This window comes from Micromonospora sp. NPDC007271 (genome assembly GCF_040634005.1).
In the GTDB taxonomy this organism is placed as follows: Bacteria; Actinomycetota; Actinomycetes; order Mycobacteriales; family Micromonosporaceae; genus Micromonospora.
The window spans coordinates 1-16,223 of record NZ_JBEYER010000068.1; the positions used below are offsets into that span (position 1 = coordinate 1).

Here is a 16,223-nt window from a genome sequence, read left to right on the forward strand (position 1 = left end):
CGGGTCCCGGGTGCGGCTCTGCAAGGGCGCGTACAAGGAGCCGGAGTCGGTGGCCACGATCTTCTCCACCACCTCGTCGGGGCGAGGAACTCGTCGATGGCGACGGTGACCTGCCAGCCGGTGGCGTGGCTACGCACGAGCGACATCACCCGGTCGTGCAGGTCGGTTTCGCCGAACCGGTCGTAGGTGTCGGAGACGACCAGGTCCAGCCAGGGCCGCTTGATCGGATCCGGCTTTCCCTGGACGGGCTTGGCGCAGAACCGGGCGAGCGCGTCGGCGATCCGGCGCCTCGCCGTACCCACCTGCTCCGGCAGGTCACTCCGCCGGTCGGCCGGCACCTGCGCCACGATCGCCGTCGCCGCGGCGAGGTCGGTGACGGCGGAGTCGAGCTGATCGGCGTTCGCCAGCTCGGTCGCGGCGATCCGGTCGAGCAGGTCGCTGGCCTGGACCAGGAGTTTCACGACCGCCAGCCGCTGGTTCAGCGCCGCGACCTGGGCCGCGTCGGTGACCTTCGCGATCGCCGTCTCGGCCGCCGCGATCGTCTCCGCCGACGGATCGGCCTCGGCGGCGGCCACCGCGTCCCGGGCCGCCTTCAGCAACTGTGCCGCGACGCCGGGGTCGTCGGCGAAGACTCGCCACTCGGTGATCGCGACCGCGGAGTAGGTGGTGCCGTTGCCGTTGGCGTGGATCGTGGCCCGGACCCGGGCGGTGGTGACGGGGTCGAAGGTGACGGTGTTGAACGCGGTGGTGCTGGTGCCGTAGCCGGAGGCGCCGGTCACGTCGCGCCAGGCGGAGCGCGCCTCGTCCCAGTACTGCAGCACCCACCCGTCGGGCTGGGCTACTCCGTCGCCCGTGCCGCGGTTGGAGTCCCGCCAGAACTTCAGCTCCGTTCCGGTGAGCCGTACCGGGCGGGACCAGTCGTACTGGACCCATTGGGTCGCCGGGCGGTTGCCGGACCAGGTGCCCCAGATCTGCGCCTGGCTCGGGCTGGGCGGATCGGCGTTGTCGTTGAGCGCGGTGAGGCTGTTCCAGCTCGCGGTGTAGGAGGCGGATGGGGTCGCGATCGGACCGATGTTGCCCGTGAGCGGCCCGGACAGGTCGGCCGGGATGGTGACCGTCTTGGCGGTCTCCAGGTTCCCGGCCTGGTCGATCGCGCGGAACGACACGGTGTGCTTGTTCGCGTCGGGCGCCGCGACCGCTCCGCTGTAGGTGGTCCACGCCCCGGTGCCGATGGCGTACTCGACGCGGGCGACTCCGGAGGTCGCGTCGCGCGCGGTCACCGTGACGCTGCGGGTGGCACCGTCCACGGCGGCGGTGCTGACCGGTGCGGTCGCATCGACGCGTACGGCGAGGCTCGCGGGTGCCGATGCGTTGCCTGCCCGGTCGGTCGCAGTCGCGGTGACCGTGTGCTGGCCGTCCCCGGAGACGTTGACGTCGACGTACCGTACGTCGGTGGCGACGACCGGCTGACCGGCGTTCACCCGCGACTCGATGGTCAACCGGCCGCCGCGGTCGTCGACACCGGCGACGCGTACCCGCACCGTGGACCGGAACCAGCCGGCGGCACCGGCGCTGCCGCTGGGCGTGAGCATCAGGGTCGGCGGGGTCACGTCGCCCTCGGTGTCGTCCGGCGAGATGACGGTGACCTGCGCGGAGACCCGGCCGCCGGCGTATCCGAGCACCGTGCCCTGGATCGTGACCGTGCCCGGCTTGGCGACCTGCTCCGGCGTCACGGGATCCCAGAAGACCGGGATCTGCAGCGTTTCGCCGGCGAACGCCACGGGGAGGGTGTCGGGCAGTTCGACCTCGCCCACCTCCACGGTCATCGACGGCGCGCTGACGGACTCCGGCTGCGCGGCGAGGACCTTCCACTCCTCGACCGCCACGGCCGAATAGGTGCTGCCGTTGGTCGACGCGTCGAAGAGCGCGCGGACCTGCGTGGTGGTCACCGGGTCGAACGTGGTGTTCTGGAGGCCCTGCGTGCCGGTCGGGTAGCCGCTCGGGTTCGGCACGTCAGCCCATTGGCCGGTGGCAAGGTTCCAGTACTGGATGCGCCAGCGGGCGGGCGCGGCGACGCCGACTCCGGTGCCCTGCGGCTGGTCGTTCCAGAAGTCGATCTGCGATCCGGAGATCCGCATCGGCTGGTTCCACGTGTACTGCACCCACTGCTGCGGCGGGTTGTTGCCGGTCCAGGTTCCCCACATGTCCGGGGGCAGCGGGTTCGACCGCACGATCTCGTCGTTGAGCGCCTTCACCCAGTACTGGGTGGGCACCGGCTCGTTGGAGACGGTGGCCTTCGCCTCCTGGGCGATGTTCGCCCGCGGGGTGAGGTCCCGTCCCTTGACCGGAGTCGGCGTGACGGGCTTCATCCGCGGCGGCGTCTGGGTGTCGTCCCACTCGACCCGGTCGATCGCCACAGAACGGCGGAAGTGACCGCCGCCCACGGCGTCGGCGGTGTGGTACGCGATGTACCACTGGCCGTTGAACTCCAGGATGCCCGGGTGGCTCGTCGTCGACGACACCGGCGGGAGCACCGTTCCCCGGTAGGTCCACGGCCCGGCGGGCGACGACGCCGTCGCGTAGGCGATGCAGGCGTGGTAGTTCGCCGGGGTGCACGACGAGGTCGGGCCGGCGTTGTTCCCGGCGTACGCCAGGTAGTAGGTGCCGTTGCGCTTGAAGACCCAGGGCGCCTCGAAGTAGCCGGTCAGGCCGGTGACGGAGCGCTGGGTGCCGACCGGCGTCTTCATGTCCTGCTGGAACTCGAGCATCCGCAGCTGGCCGAACGTGCCCCAGTAGACGTACACCCGCTGGTTGGGGGCTTCGCCGTCGATGAGGATCGTCGGGTCGATGTTCTGGATGGTGTTCGCCGTGGGCACCCGCTGGGAGATCAGCGGCCCGCCAACGTGGTCGCTCCACGGCCCGGTCGGCGTGTCGGAGACGGCCAACCCGATGGCGAACTTGTCGGACGCCGTGCTGGTGCGCTCGAAGACCGGGGCGTACCAGTAGTAGCGGCCGTCCACGCCCTGGATCACCTGGCCCGCGTACGCGCGTCCCGGCGTCGCCCAGCTGAAGACCGTTTCCGGGCGCATCAGCGACGGATAGTGGGTCCACTGCCCGGAGGCGACGTCGGTGGTCCGGAACGCGCCCCAGTCGTTCATGATGAAGTCGTTGGTGGACGGCCCGGCCTGATCGTGGCCGGTGTAGATGTAGAGCTGGTCCCGGCCGCTGTCGTTGCCGGGGGCGCCGGCCGGCACGACGACCGGCGCCGGGTCGGCCGAGTAGTAGCTGCCGTCCCCGAGGATGGGGTTGCGGGTGTTGGTGAAGGTGTACGAGTCGGCGGCCCAGGCCGGGGCTGCGACCCCGACCAGGCCGCCCGCGACGAGCCCGGTGACCGCCGCCGCTGCGGCCGCCCTGAGGAACCGGCGCATCGGGCGGCGGGTTGGTGGCGCGGCGCCGCGCCCCGGAGTGGTGTTCACGGTTCGGATCTCCTCACTGTTGGCGGGGAACTGGTGGTGGCGCCGGTGGGGTGCCGCCACCACGCGAAGGGATGGCTCGCCGACGGCCACGCCGCGATCCTCATCACGGGGCCAGGATGGAACCGGACCGCAAAGGCTTTCGGGAAGCTCGCGGGGCGCTCCTGCGCCTGAGATCGAACGCGGACGGCTGCCGTTAGCGCTAACACTCGGCTTCGCAGCGGTCGGGCTGTGGATCCTCACGTGGTCCCCCAAGAGCTGGTATTGCCCGGCAGGGTCAGCGCTTGGACGTGTCGGGCCGCGGGTGTCGCGACCTCCTCCTCCTTGGCGCGCGGGGCGGCGGGCTCTTCGGTGTAATGTTCAGCGATCGAAGGGCTTGCGGGGGAGGTGCCGCGCACTACCCTCGCGCCGAAACATCGACGAAAAGGTTTTAGGAATGTACTGCCGCGAGGAGTGGTCGTCAAGGCGACGCGGTGCGGCCCGCCGCCGTGCGCGGCGGGCACGGCGATCGCTCGGAGGTGGTGTCAGATGACCACTGGGCGCGAGAACCCCGCCAACCGCGCGCCGACGCTCACCGATGTCGCCAAGCTCGCCGGGGTGTCGGTCGCCACCGCGTCCAAGGCCATCAACGGGCGAGGTGAGGTGAAGGCGGCCACGAGGGTGCGGGTGCTGGAGGCCGCGGAGGTGCTGTCCTTCGCGCCGAACGCCCTCGCCCGCGGGCTGCTCAGCGGTCGGACCGGCACAGTCGGACTGCTGACCAGCGACCTGGAGGGACGCTTCTCGATTCCCATCCTCATGGGTGCGGAGGATGCCTTCGGGGCGGGCCAGATCTCGGTCTTCCTGTGTGACGCGCGCGGCGACGCCATCCGGGAGATGCACCACGTCCGGGCGCTGCTGTCCCGGCGGGTGGACGGCCTGATCGTGGTGGGCTCCCGCACGGACCCCCGCCCGCCGCTGACCGGCAACATTCCCGTGCCGGTCGTGTACGTCTACGCCCCCTCCGCCGACCCGGACGACATCTCGATCACCGTCGACAACGTGGGGGGTGGGCGCCTCGCCGTCGACCACCTGCTGGCCTGCGGCCGGCGCAACATCGCCCACATCACCGGAGAGGCCAGCTTCCAGGCGGCCCGGGACCGTGCCGAGGGCGCGGCGGCGGCGCTCGCCGCCGCCGGCCTGACCATGGTCGGCGAGCGGCCGTACTACGGGTCGTGGGACGAGTCCTGGGGGCGGGCCGCAGCCCGGATGGTCGTCGGGCAGCATCCCGAGGTCGACGCGATATTCTGCGGCAGCGACCAGATCGCGCGCGGCGTCCTGGACACCCTGCGCGACCTCGGACGCGACGTGCCGGGCAGCACATCCGTGATCGGCTTCGACAACTGGGAAGCCATCGCCGCGCACTCCCGCCCGCGCTTGACCAGCATCGACATGAACCTCCAACGCCTCGGTGCCGTGGCCGGCCAGCGGCTCTTCACAGCCATCGACGGTGTCGCCCTGCCCGATTCGGAGGAGTTCCCCAGCCGTGTCGTGCTGCGCGAGTCGACCGTGCCCTTCGGCTGAGACGCACCGGTCGGCTCGGGCGGGACGCTGCGGTGCGGGACCGCGGCGAGAACCGGCGACCAGGCCGCCGAGGAGCTGACCGACCTGTTGCCGCCGACCGAGTGGCCCCCGCTGAATGGTTCCGCGTCCGTCGCTTGCGGAGTGCCGACGAGCGAGGCAACATTCCGGTCCTCGGCAAGAATGTTACCGTTAACGTCGCGGCGCGGGGGGAGGGTTCCATGGCCGACTCGACCACGAAGGTGGCCAGGCTGCCCGGCCCGGGTGACAGCCGGCGGCGTGCTGAGGCCCGGCCGGGCGTCGTCGGCGCCGACCACCTCGTTGATGGAGTTGACCGCTGCCTGCGATCGACCTGGCCGCAGGCCGGAAAACCTCCTGGCGCCGCCCGTGTCGGCAGCGCCCTCGCTGCCCGGAGCGGGCGAGGCGGTGGCGGCAGGGCGGGGCGGGCCCAGGGCCCGTCGTCCGCGCCGGGCGGATGACAACTCTGCGCGGAAAACGAGGATGATGAGCGGCAAATGGTGAAGGAACCATCGGAAGTCAGTGCGCCAAGGGGCCGACGTCTGCCGGTCATGGGAGATGTCGCGCGCTTGGCGGGCGTGTCACACATGACCGTGTCCCGCGTCCTCAACGAGCCGGAGTCGGTGCGCCCCAAGACCCGCGAGCGGGTCCTGCTGGCCATCGAGCAGCTCGGCTACCGGCGTAACAGCGCCGCGCGAAGCCTGGTCACCCGGCGTTCGCAGACGCTCGGTGTCGTTTGCTTCGACACGACGCTCTATGGTCCCGCGTCGATGCTCAACGGTATCGAGCACGCCGCCGAGGACGCGGGATACGCGGTGAGCGTGGCGAGCCTGCGTCGGCCCACCGCCGAGGCGGCCACCCAGGCCGTCCAGCGTCTGGTGGGCCAGTCGGTGGACGGGCTCGTCCTGATCGCTCCGCAGGCTGCCGAGGCGATGGCGTTCGTCCGCGCGTTGCCGACGGACGTTCCGGTCGTCGCGGTGGAGAACGCCTTGCCGAACGTCACCAGCGTCTCGGTCGACCAGGTCCTGGGTGCCCGCATGCTCACGGAGCACCTGCTGTCCCTGGGCCATGAAACCGTTCACCACGTGCGGGGGCCGTCGGACTGGAGCGAGGCGAACGGACGGGTCGACGGCTGGTTGGCCGCGCTCGAGGAGCACGGGCGGACCGTGCCGCGTGAGCTCGTCGGCGACTGGAGCGCCAGGTCCGGGTACGTCGCCGGCCAGAAGCTGGCCCGGGATCGCCGGGTCACCGCGGTGTTCGCGGCCAACGACTCCATGGCCCTGGGGGTGCTGCGGGCGCTGCACGAGGCGGGGGTGCGCGTGCCGGAGGACGTCAGCGTGGTCGGCTTCGACGACATCCCCGAAGCGGCGTTCATGACGCCACCGCTGACCACCGCGAGCCAGCCGTTCCGGGATGTCGGGCGGCGCAGCATCGAGATCCTGTTGAGCGAGATCGAGGGGGGCGGGGAGCCGGGTGCTTCCTCCGTCATCCCCCCGGAGCTCGTGGTCCGCAACAGCACGTCCAGCCGTCACCGGTAGCCCGCCGCCAGGGCCGCTGGCAACCCGCTCGAAACAATCTCGTCGCGAAGTCTTGACGCCACCGAAGTTAACGCTAACATTTCGAGTGACTCCGCTAACACTCCTGCGCCGCGATTACGCACGTACCTAGTTGGAGGAACCTGATGGTCCCGCGCACCGTTATCGCTCACGGCTCCGGGTACGCGGTGGGCGTCGACTTCGGCACGTTGTCCGGCCGGGCTGTCGTGGTCCGTGTCCACGATGGTGCGGTCGTCGGCTCCGCGGTCCACGAGTACGCGCACGGCGTCATGGACGAGTTCCTGGCGACCACCGGCGAGCGGCTGCCGCCGGACTGGGCGCTCCAGGTTCCCGCGGACTACCTCGACGTGCTGCGCCACGCCGTGCCCGAGGCGGTCGACGCGGCCGGCATCGCCCCTGACGAGGTCATCGCCATCGGCACCGACTTCACGTCCTGCACCGTGCTACCCACGCTGGCCGACGGCACGCCGCTGTGCGAGCTGCCCGAGCTGACGGGCCGGCCGCACGCGTACGTCAAGCTCTGGAAGCACCACGCGGCCCAGCGTCACGCCGACCGGATCAACCAGCTGGCGCACGAGCGCGGCGAGCCGTGGATCAGTCGATACGGTGGCCGGATCTCCTCGGAGTGGGAGTTCGCCAAGGGCCTCCAGCTCCTGGCGGAGGACCCTGAGGTCTATGCCCGGACCGACCGCTGGGTCGAGGCCGCCGACTGGATCGTCTGGCAGTTGACCGGGACGTACGTCCGCAACGCCTGTGCGACCGGCTACAAGGCGATCTACCAGGACGGCCGCTACCCCTCCGACGACTTCCTGGCGGCGCTGCACCCGGGCTTCACGGACTTCGTGAGCCGCAAGCTCGCGGGCCCGATCGCGGCTCTCGGCACCCGAGCCGGCAGCCTGACGCCCGCGGCCGCGGCGCTGACCGGTCTCCCGGCCGGGATCGCGGTCTGCACCGGCAACGTCGACGCCCACGTGACAGCACCCGCGGCCGGCGCCGTCGAGCCCGGCCAGCTCGTCGCCATCATGGGCACCTCGACCTGTCACGTGGTCAGTTCCGAGGTGCTCACCGAGGTGCCCGGCGTGTGCGGAGTGGTCCACGGTGGAATCGTCGACGGGCTCTGGGGCTACGAAGCCGGCCAGAGCGGCGTCGGCGACATCTTCGCCTGGTTCGTCGAGCGGAACACCCCGCCGGCCTACGCGGACGAGGCACGCGCCCGTGGCATCTCGGTCCACGACCTGCTCACCGAGAAGGCGGCTCTGCAACCGGTCGGCGCGCACGGCCTGGTCGCGCTCGACTGGCACAGCGGCAACCGTTCCGTCCTGGTCGACCATGAACTCTCCGGCCTCGTCGTCGGACTGACGCTGGCGACCCGACCCGAGGACGTCTACCGGGCGCTGCTGGAGGCGACCGCCTTCGGCACCCGCGCCATCGTGGACGCCCTGCGCGCGGGGCGCGTGCCGGTCACCGAGCTCGTCGTCGCGGGGGGCCTGGTCAAGAACCGGTTCCTGATGCAGCTCTACAGCGACGTGACCAGGCTCCCGCTCAGCATCGTGGGCTCCGCGCACGCACCCGCGGTCGGCTCGGCGATCCACGCCGCGGTCGCCGCCGGCGTGTACCCGAGTGTGCGCGAGGCGGCGGCGGCGATGGGCCGGCGCGACGTCGCGGTCTACGAGCCGGACGAGAAGCGCGCCGCGGCGTACGACGCGTTGTACGCGCAGTACCTCACGCTGCACGACTACTTCGGCCGCGGCGGCAACGACGTGATGCACGAGCTGCGCCGGATCCGGCGGGAGGCGGAGACACGATGACGACGTACCAGACGACGCTCGCCGAAGCGGTGCGCACGATCCGGGAGGCGGTCGCCGCGCTGCACGCGCAGCTGACCGCCTACCGCCTGGTGGCGTGGACAGCCGGCAACGTGTCGGGCCGAGTGCCGGGCCAGGATCTGATGGTCATCAAGCCGAGCGGGGTGGACTACGCCGACCTGACGGCGGACTCGATCGTCGTCTGCGACCTGGACGGCAACCTGGTCGAGGGCGATCTCAACCCGTCGAGCGACACCGCGGCCCACGCGTACGTCTACCGGCACCGGCCGGACGTCGGCGGTGTCGTCCACACCCACTCGACGTACGCCTCGGCGTGGGCAGCTCGCGGAGAGCCGATCCCCTGCGTGCTCACCGCGATGGCCGACGAGTTCGGCGGTGAGATCCCGGTCGGACCGTTCGCGATGATCGGCGACGACTCCATCGGCCGGGGCATCGTGGAGACGCTCTCCGGGCACCGGTCGCCCGCCGTGCTCATGCGCAACCACGGCGTGTTCACGATCGGGGCGACGCCCCGCGACGCGGTGAAGGCGGCGGTCATGTGCGAGGACGTCGCACGGACCGTCCACATCGCGCGGCAACTCGGCACGCCGCAGACGATCGACCCGGCCGACGTGGACCGCCTCCACGCCCGCTACCAGAACGCGTACGGCCAGCCTGGCCGATCCGATGGAACGGAGTGACAGTCGTGCCGAGAGTAGATGACCCGGGGGAGATCTGGTTCCTGACCGGAAGCCAGGCGCTGTACGGCGAGGACGTGCTCGAACAGGTCGCCGCGCAGTCCCGCGAGGTGTGCCAGACGCTCGCCGGCGGCCTGCGCGCCAGCCCCCGCCTGGTGTGGAAGCCGGTGTTGACGACCGCCGACGCGATCCGCCGGACCTGCCTGGACGCCACCGCGGACGACGCCGTGGTCGGCGTCATCGCCTGGATGCACACGTTCTCACCGGCGAAGGCATGGATCGCCGGCCTGTCCGCGCTCGGCAAACCGCTGCTGCACCTGCACACCCAGGCCAACCGGTCACTGCCCTGGGCCGAGCTGGACATGGACTTCATGAACCTCAACCAGGCCGCACACGGCGACCGCGAGTTCGGGTACGTGCAGTCGCGGCTGGGGGTGGCCCGCAAGACGGTCGCGGGTTTCGCCGGCGATCCGGCCCTCGCGGACCGGGTCAGCGCCTGGGCTCGCGCGGCGACCGGCTGGCGGGCGGCCCGGTCCCTGCGGATGGCCCGCTTCGGCGACAACATGCGCGACGTCGCCGTCACCGAAGGAGACAAGGTCGGGGCGCAGGCGACCCTGGGCATCTCGGTCAACGCGTACGGCGTGAACGCCCTTGTCGCGGCCGTCGACGAGGCAGGCGACGCGGACGTGGACAAGCTCGTCGTCGAGTACGAGGAGCGCTACGACGTGGCGCCCGAACTGCGCCGTGGTGGCGAGCGGCACGAGTCCCTCCGCTACGGCGCCCGCATCGAACTCGGCCTCCGCCACTTCCTCGAGACCGGTGGCTTCGACGCCTTCACGACCAACTTCGAGGACCTGGGCGGGCTGCGGCAACTTCCCGGCCTCGCCGTGCAGCGCCTGATGGTTGACGGCTACGGGTTCGGCGGCGAGGGGGACTGGAAGACGGCAGCGTTGCTGCGCATCCTGAAGGTGGTGGCCGGAGACGAGCCCGGCGGCACCTCGTTCATGGAGGACTACACCTACCACTGGGGGCCCGGCGAGCCGAAGATCCTGGGCGCACACATGCTCGAGGTCTGCCCGAGCATCGCCGGCGGCCGGCCGAGCCTCCAGATCCACCCGTTGTCGATCGGTGATCGCGAGGACCCGGTTCGCCTGGTCTTCACCGCCGCGCCCGGCCCTGGTCTCGTGGTCGGCCTCGCCGATCTGGGCGGCCGGCTCCGGCTGACCGCCAACGAGATCGACCTGGTGGAACCGGACGAACCGCTGCCGCGGCTGCCGGTCGCCCGCGCGGTCTGGAAGCCGCGTCCCGGCCTGGCCACGTCGGCCGAGTGCTGGCTGCTCGCGGGCGGACCGCACCACACCGTGCTCAGCACGGCGGTCGGCCGGGAAGCCCTCGCCGATTTCGCCGACATGGCCGCCGTCGAGCTCCTCATGATCGACGACGCGACCGACCCACGGTCGTTCGCCGATCGTATCCGCTGGAACAGCACCTACTACCGCATCGCGCAGCGGCCGTAGTTCACCTGTCGCGGGGAAGACGAACCATCCGTACGACTCTGCCAGCGGCCGCACACCGCATGGTGGCTGGCAGACGGTGACGGCAGTCCCGGCCGTCGCCCTATCCAGATGACGCCGGCCGGCCGGACAACGCCCCGGGAACCTCCGACGCCAACGGAGCCCCCCCCGTGAGGGCGTGCGGACGACACATCACAAGAGGAAATCCCCAGCCCGCCGGGGGACCACGGCGCGGACCTCACCGAACGACGAGCCAAGGAGAAGGATATGAGACGAATCCCGCGCAGGCGAGTTGGCCTGCGCTCGCTGGCCGGAGTCCTCGTGGCCGCGCTGGCCCTCGGCACGGCAGCGTGCGGCAAGGACGACTCGAAGGAACCGGCGGCGGTGCAGGCCGGCCCCGATGGCACCGATGACGGCAGCGAGTTGACCCTCTGGACCCGCGCACCGCTGGAGAAGCAGGCGAGGCTCCTCGTCGAGGCCTACAACTCCAGCCACAAGAACCAGGTCAAGCTGACCGTCGTGCCCAACGACGACTACGTGGCGAAGGTGGGCGCGGCGGCCGGCTCCGGCGGTCTTCCCGACCTCTTCGCCGCGGACATCGTCTACGTGCCGAACTGGGTGCAGCAGGGACTGTTCCGGGATCTCAGCTCGAACATCAACGGTCTCGGCTTCAAGGACTCCATCAACAAGGGGCATCTCGCGGCCGGCACGCGAGAGGGCAAGGAGTACGTGCTGCCCTTCGTCCTGGACCTGTCGATGCTGTTCTGGAACAAGCAGCTGTTCAAGGATGCCGGCCTGGACCCGGAGAAGGCCCCGGCGACGCTGGAGGACTACGCAGCCGCCGCCAAGGCGATCCAGGCGCTGAAGAAGGACGGCGTCTACGGCACGGCGACCGGCCTGAACTGCGGCGGATGCCTGGTCTTCACCTGGTTCCCGACCATCTGGGCCGGCGGCGGTGAGGTGCTGAGCGAGGACGGCGCCAAGTCCAAGCTCGCCGACGACAACGCCCAGAAGGTCTACGGCATCTGGCGGGACCTGTGGAAGTCCGGTGCCGTGCTCCCGTCGTCGAAGGACGAGGCGGGCCCCACCTGGACGGCCGGGTTCACCCAGGGCAAGGTCGGCCTGATGTTCTACCCGGCGACGCTGCTCTCTTCGACGCCGTTCGATGTCGGGGTTGCCGGCATCCCCGGCCCGAACGGCGGCGCCTCCACCTTCGTGGGCGGCGACGGCATCGGTGTCTCGAAGGACTCGAAGAAGGCCGCGCAGGCCTGGAACTTCCTGAACTGGATGATGTCCGAGGAGGCCCAGGTCGAGGTCCTGGCGAAGAACAAGGACGTGGTGTCGCGCTCCGACCTCGCGAACAACAAGTACGCCGCCCAGGACCCGCGCCTGGTCACCATCAACGAGGTGGCTGGCAAGGGTGACACGCCGGTCGCGCTGAACTTCCAGCAGGCCTTCAACGCGCCGAACAGCCCGTGGCTGACCCTCGTCCGCAACCAGGTGCTGGGTGAGGGCGGCAACCTCCAGAAGGACAACGACGAGATCTCTGCCGTGCTCGGGCAGTAGCCGTGCGCCGTGGGCGTGTGCCGGGCTGTTGGCCCGGCACACCCTCGCGGCACGACACCGACCCGGAAAGCGGCGACGAACTGCCCGCCGGCCAATGAACGAGAGGTTCCCATGAGAGTCAACGCGCCTCCAGCCGGTGCGGCGATTCGACGCACCGCCCGTCGCAGCAGCCGTCGAGCCTTGCTCGGCTGGCTCTACGCCACACCCACCGCGGTCTTCGTGGCGGCGCTGTTCGCTGTTCCGCTGCTGCTCGTGATCCGGATGTCGGCGTCGAGATGGCCGCTGCTGGCCGGCGACCAGGGAATCAACTTCCCAGACAACTTCGTGAAGGCGGTGAACCACCGGTTCTTCACGTCCTCGGTGGTGTTCACCGTCAAGTACACCGTGCTCGCGACCGTGCTGCTCCTGCTGCTCGGGCTGGGCCTGGCCCTGCTCGTACAGGAGTCGAGCCGATGGAACAACCTCGTCCGCGCGTCGTTCCTGGTGCCCAGCGCGCTCGGGTTGGCCTCCGCGTCCCTGCTGTTCTACGTGCTCTACTCGCCGTACGCCAGCCCGCTGGCACCCGTGATGGAGCGCCTGGGCTTCACCTTCCTCGGCACACCGAACGCGGCTCTCTTCTCGACGATCTTCCTCATCGTCTGGCGCTACGCCGGCTTCTACATGGTGCTCATGCTCGTCGGCCTGCAGGGGATATCGGCGGACGTGTACGAAGCCGCCCGGATGGACGGCGCCAGCCGCTGGCAGACCTTCTGGAAGGTCACCCTGCCGCTCCTGCGTCCGACGCTGGCGCTGACCACCGTGCTCTGCGTGACCGGCTCCCTGCTCGCCTTCGAGCAGTTCTACATCCTCACCAAGGGCGGCCCGGACAACAGCACGATCTCCGTGGTGCAGCTCATCTACTCGGTGGCCTTCCAGGGCCAGAACGACCTCGGGGTGGCGGCGGCCATCTCCATCATCGTGCTGGTGGCCCTGGTCATCATCAACGCGCTGCAGATGCGCGCCTTCCGGTCCGAGGAGAGCTGACGCGATGCCCACCGGTTCCCCGTCCACCACCACCGTGATCGGCGAGCGGCCGTCGGCGCCTCCCGCGGCACCTGCCGCGCCAGGCGGTTCGGGCGGTGCCACCATCGCCGGCATCGCTCTGCGCACGCCCTACTGGGTCCTGACCGGGGCGTTGGCCGTGATCTTCCTGTTTCCGCTCGTCTGGACGGCCGTCGCGTCGATCGCCCCGCAGGCCGGCACGAATCAGACGCACGGCTGGGGGTTCGGCAACTACGAGACGTTGACCACCTATCAGGCCGGCATCTGGCGCTACCTCGCCAACTCGGCGTTCGTGTCCACGCTCACGGTCGCCCTGACCCTGCTGATCTCCCTGCTCGGCGGTTACGCGTTCGCGCGGTTCCGCTTCGCCGGCAGGAACGTGCTGTTCCTGGCCACGCTGGCCATCCTCATGGTCCCGTACGCGACGCTGCTCATCCCGCTGTACGTGCTGCTCAACGAGGTGGGGCTGCAGAACTCCCTGGTCGGCGTGGCCCTCGTGCTCACGGTGTTCCAGCTGCCGTTCGCCACCTTCCTGATGCGCATCTCCTTCGAGGCGGTGCCGCGGGAACTCGACGAGGCCGCGATGGTCGACGGTTGCTCGTCCTTCGGCGCGCTGTGGCGGGTACTCGTGCCCGCGGTGAAGCCGGGCATGATCACCGTCGGGCTCTTCGCGTTCCTCGCCGCGTGGAACGACTTCATGGCGCCGCTGATCCTCATCAACGACTCCGAGCGGATGACCCTGCCCCTCGCCGTGTCCAACCTGCGCGGCCAGGTCCAGGGAGTCGTCGACTACGGCGCGACCGAAGCGGGCGTCGTCGTCCTCGCACTCCCGTGCATGGTCCTGTTCCTGCTGCTTCAACGACACTACGTGCGCGGCTTCATGTCCGGCGCCCTGAAAGGATGACGATGATCGGCACCGTACCCACGGCCGCACCTGTTCTGGCGTCCCGCGGCCGACTCCGGCCGCTCGGCCTGGGCGACGTCCGGATCACGGGCGGATTCTGGGCCGAGCGCCAGTCGGTCAACGCCGCGGCGACGCTCGGGCACATCGAGTACTGGCTTGAGCGGGAAGGCTGGATCCGGAACTTCGACCTCGCGGCCGAGAAGGGCGACCTGCCCCGCGAGCGCCGCGGACGTGAGTTCTCCGACTCCGAGGTCTACAAGTTTCTCGAAGCGATGGCGTGGGAGATCGGCCGGACCGGCGACGCGGGCCTGGAGTCGCGGTTCCGCGCCGTCGTGCGGCGGGTGGCCGAGGCGCAGGAGCCCGACGGATACCTCAACACCAAGTTCGGCCGGCCGGGCCAGGAACCGCGCTGGTCCGACCTCGAGTGGGGCCATGAGCTCTACTGCGTCGGTCACCTGCTGCAAGCGGCGGTCGCCCGCGCTCGGACCCGTCCGGACGCCGATGACGAGCTGCTCGCGGTCGCCCGCCGGGCCGCCGACAACGTCTGCGAGACGTTCGGACTGGACGGCATCGACGGCGTCTGCGGTCACCCGGAGATCGAGCCGGCGCTCGTCGAGCTCGCCCGGGTCACCGGCGACGACCGTTACCTCACCCAGGCCGCCCTGTTCGTCGAACGGCGGGGTCATGGCCGGCTCCGCGACGTGGAATGGGGCCGGGAGTACTTCCAGGACGAGGTCCCGGTGCGCGAGGCGACGGTGTTGCGCGGGCACGCGGTGCGGGCGAACTACCTCTCGGCCGGCGCCGTCGACGTCGCTGTCGAGACGGACGACGCCAACCTGCTCGCGGCAGTGCGCCGGCAGTGGAAGAACACGGTGGCCCGGCGTACGTACGTGACGGGCGGGCAGGGCTCCCGCCACCAGGACGAGGCGTTCGGCGACGACTGGGTCCTACCGCCCGACCGCGCGTACTCCGAGAGCTGTGCCGGCATCGGCTCGGTGATGCTCGCCTGGCGGCTGTTGCTCGCCTCCGGCGACCCCCGGTACGCCGACCTCATCGAGCGGACGCTGTTCAACGTGGTGTCGACGTCGCCGTCGGCCGACGGCCGCAGCTTCTTCTACACCAACACCCTGCACCGCCGGGAACTCGGCACCGTCCCGGACGCCGACCGGCCCAGCCCTCGGGCCGCCGCTTCGCTGCGCGCGCCCTGGTTCGAGGTGTCCTGCTGCCCGACCAACGTCGCGCGGACCATGGCCAGCCTGGCGGCGTACGTCGCCACCGCGGACGACGAGGGCCTGCAGCTCCACCAGTACCTGCCCGGCACCGTCACGCACCGCCTGGCCGACGGGCGTGACCTGTGCGTCACCGTCGCGACCGACTACCCCCACGACGGCCATGTCCGGGTGCGGGTCGACAGCGACGACGACCGGCCCTGGTCGCTGTCCCTGCGAGTGCCCGGCTGGGCGGTCGAGGGCGCGACGCTGACCGTTGACGGAAGCACCCGGCCGGTCAGCCCGGGCGCCGTCACCGAGCGGCGGACGTGGCGACTCGGCGACACGGCCGTCCTGTGCCTGCCGATGGCTCCTCGTTTCACCTACCCGGATGCGCGCATCGACGCGGTCCGTGGCTGTGTCGCGGTGGAGCGCGGCCCACTCGTGCTGGCCCTGGAGTCGGTGGACGTCCCGGGCGTCGAGACCGTCGACGAGCTGCGGGTCGACACCAACCAGCCACCCCGCCTGCTCGACGGCCGGGTCGTCGTACGCTGCTGGCGCGTGCACCCGCAGGACCACGACTGGCCCTATCGGGCCGTCGGGACCGGGTCGGTAGCCGGGTCGGGGGAGGAGTTCGACGAGGTGCCGCTGGTGGAGTATCACGCGTGGGCCAACCGCGGACCCTCGACGATGCGCGTCTGGCTGCCCAGCGGCTGACGCCCGCCGGAGATGAACCGGTGGAGACCATCGGGTCGGCCGGCGCGGCACCCGGACCTCCAAAGTGAGCGCTAACGCCTGCGGCTCGACCGCCTGGGCTTCAGCCAAGAAATAGTCAGGCCGAGGATTGACGGCGCATATGTTAGCGCTCACACTCAGGTCTCAT

At 70.6% G+C, this 16,223-nt stretch carries 10 protein-coding genes; 9 read left to right on the forward strand and 1 reads right to left on the reverse strand.

Annotated elements, in window-relative coordinates:
• On the reverse strand, window positions 1-3,476 hold a 3,476-nt coding region (locus ABZ570_RS22730), incomplete at its 3' end, for a family 43 glycosylhydrolase (RefSeq protein WP_358066963.1).
• A gap of 525 nt (window positions 3,477-4,001) precedes the next feature.
• Between ABZ570_RS22730 and ABZ570_RS22735 the strand changes: the two genes are divergently transcribed.
• The 9 genes from ABZ570_RS22735 to ABZ570_RS22775 all read left to right on the forward strand — a co-directional run bounded on the left by ABZ570_RS22735 (window position 4,002) and on the right by ABZ570_RS22775 (window position 16,057).
• A complete protein-coding gene (locus ABZ570_RS22735; protein ID WP_358066966.1) occupies window positions 4,002-5,033 on the forward strand; it encodes a LacI family DNA-binding transcriptional regulator in 1,032 nt (343 codons plus the stop codon).
• A 566-nt stretch (window positions 5,034-5,599) separates the two neighbouring features.
• Window positions 5,600-6,586, forward strand: a complete 987-nt coding sequence (locus tag ABZ570_RS22740) for a LacI family DNA-binding transcriptional regulator (protein ID WP_358066969.1) — start codon at window positions 5,600-5,602, stop codon at window positions 6,584-6,586.
• A 143-nt stretch (window positions 6,587-6,729) separates the two neighbouring features.
• Window positions 6,730-8,412 (forward strand): ribulokinase, encoded by a 1,683-nt coding sequence (gene araB, locus ABZ570_RS22745; protein WP_358066970.1) that lies wholly within the window; start codon window positions 6,730-6,732, stop codon window positions 8,410-8,412.
• Window positions 8,409-9,110 (forward strand): L-ribulose-5-phosphate 4-epimerase, encoded by a 702-nt coding sequence (locus ABZ570_RS22750; protein ID WP_358066971.1) that lies wholly within the window; start codon window positions 8,409-8,411, stop codon window positions 9,108-9,110. Before araB ends, ABZ570_RS22750 begins: the two co-directional genes overlap by 4 nt.
• Window positions 9,111-9,115: 5 nt before the next feature.
• On the forward strand, window positions 9,116-10,624 hold the full coding sequence (gene araA, locus ABZ570_RS22755; protein ID WP_358066974.1) for an L-arabinose isomerase: 1,509 nt from the start codon (window positions 9,116-9,118) through the stop codon (window positions 10,622-10,624).
• A 264-nt stretch (window positions 10,625-10,888) separates the two neighbouring features.
• Window positions 10,889-12,187 (forward strand): sugar ABC transporter substrate-binding protein, encoded by a 1,299-nt coding sequence (locus ABZ570_RS22760; protein ID WP_358066977.1) that lies wholly within the window; start codon window positions 10,889-10,891, stop codon window positions 12,185-12,187.
• Window positions 12,188-12,298: 111 nt separating this feature from the next.
• Entirely contained in the window at window positions 12,299-13,210 is a 912-nt protein-coding gene (locus tag ABZ570_RS22765; RefSeq protein WP_358066980.1) for a sugar ABC transporter permease, read from the forward strand.
• Window positions 13,211-13,214: 4 nt separating this feature from the next.
• A complete protein-coding gene (locus ABZ570_RS22770) occupies window positions 13,215-14,132 on the forward strand; it encodes a carbohydrate ABC transporter permease (RefSeq protein ID WP_358066983.1) in 918 nt (305 codons plus the stop codon).
• Between the two features lie 2 nt (window positions 14,133-14,134).
• Complete coding sequence (locus ABZ570_RS22775) at window positions 14,135-16,057, forward strand: beta-L-arabinofuranosidase domain-containing protein (protein ID WP_358066986.1); 1,923 nt, start codon at window positions 14,135-14,137, stop codon at window positions 16,055-16,057.
• Window positions 16,058-16,223: the final 166 nt, after the last annotated feature.

Excerpts from the sequence above, each read along its gene's own strand:
- ABZ570_RS22735 (WP_358066966.1), top strand. The coding sequence starts at position 4,002 with ATGACCACTGGGCGCGAGAACCCCGCCAACCGCGCGCCGACGCTCACC.
- ABZ570_RS22740 (WP_358066969.1), top strand. The coding sequence starts at position 5,600 with ATGGGAGATGTCGCGCGCTTGGCGGGCGTGTCACACATGACCGTGTCC.
- araB (WP_358066970.1), top strand. The coding sequence starts at position 6,730 with ATGGTCCCGCGCACCGTTATCGCTCACGGCTCCGGGTACGCGGTGGGC.
- ABZ570_RS22750 (WP_358066971.1), top strand. The coding sequence starts at position 8,409 with ATGACGACGTACCAGACGACGCTCGCCGAAGCGGTGCGCACGATCCGG.
- ABZ570_RS22760 (WP_358066977.1), top strand. The coding sequence starts at position 10,889 with ATGAGACGAATCCCGCGCAGGCGAGTTGGCCTGCGCTCGCTGGCCGGA.
- ABZ570_RS22765 (WP_358066980.1), top strand. The coding sequence starts at position 12,299 with ATGAGAGTCAACGCGCCTCCAGCCGGTGCGGCGATTCGACGCACCGCC.
- ABZ570_RS22770 (WP_358066983.1), top strand. The coding sequence starts at position 13,215 with ATGCCCACCGGTTCCCCGTCCACCACCACCGTGATCGGCGAGCGGCCG.
- ABZ570_RS22775 (WP_358066986.1), top strand. The coding sequence starts at position 14,135 with ATGATCGGCACCGTACCCACGGCCGCACCTGTTCTGGCGTCCCGCGGC.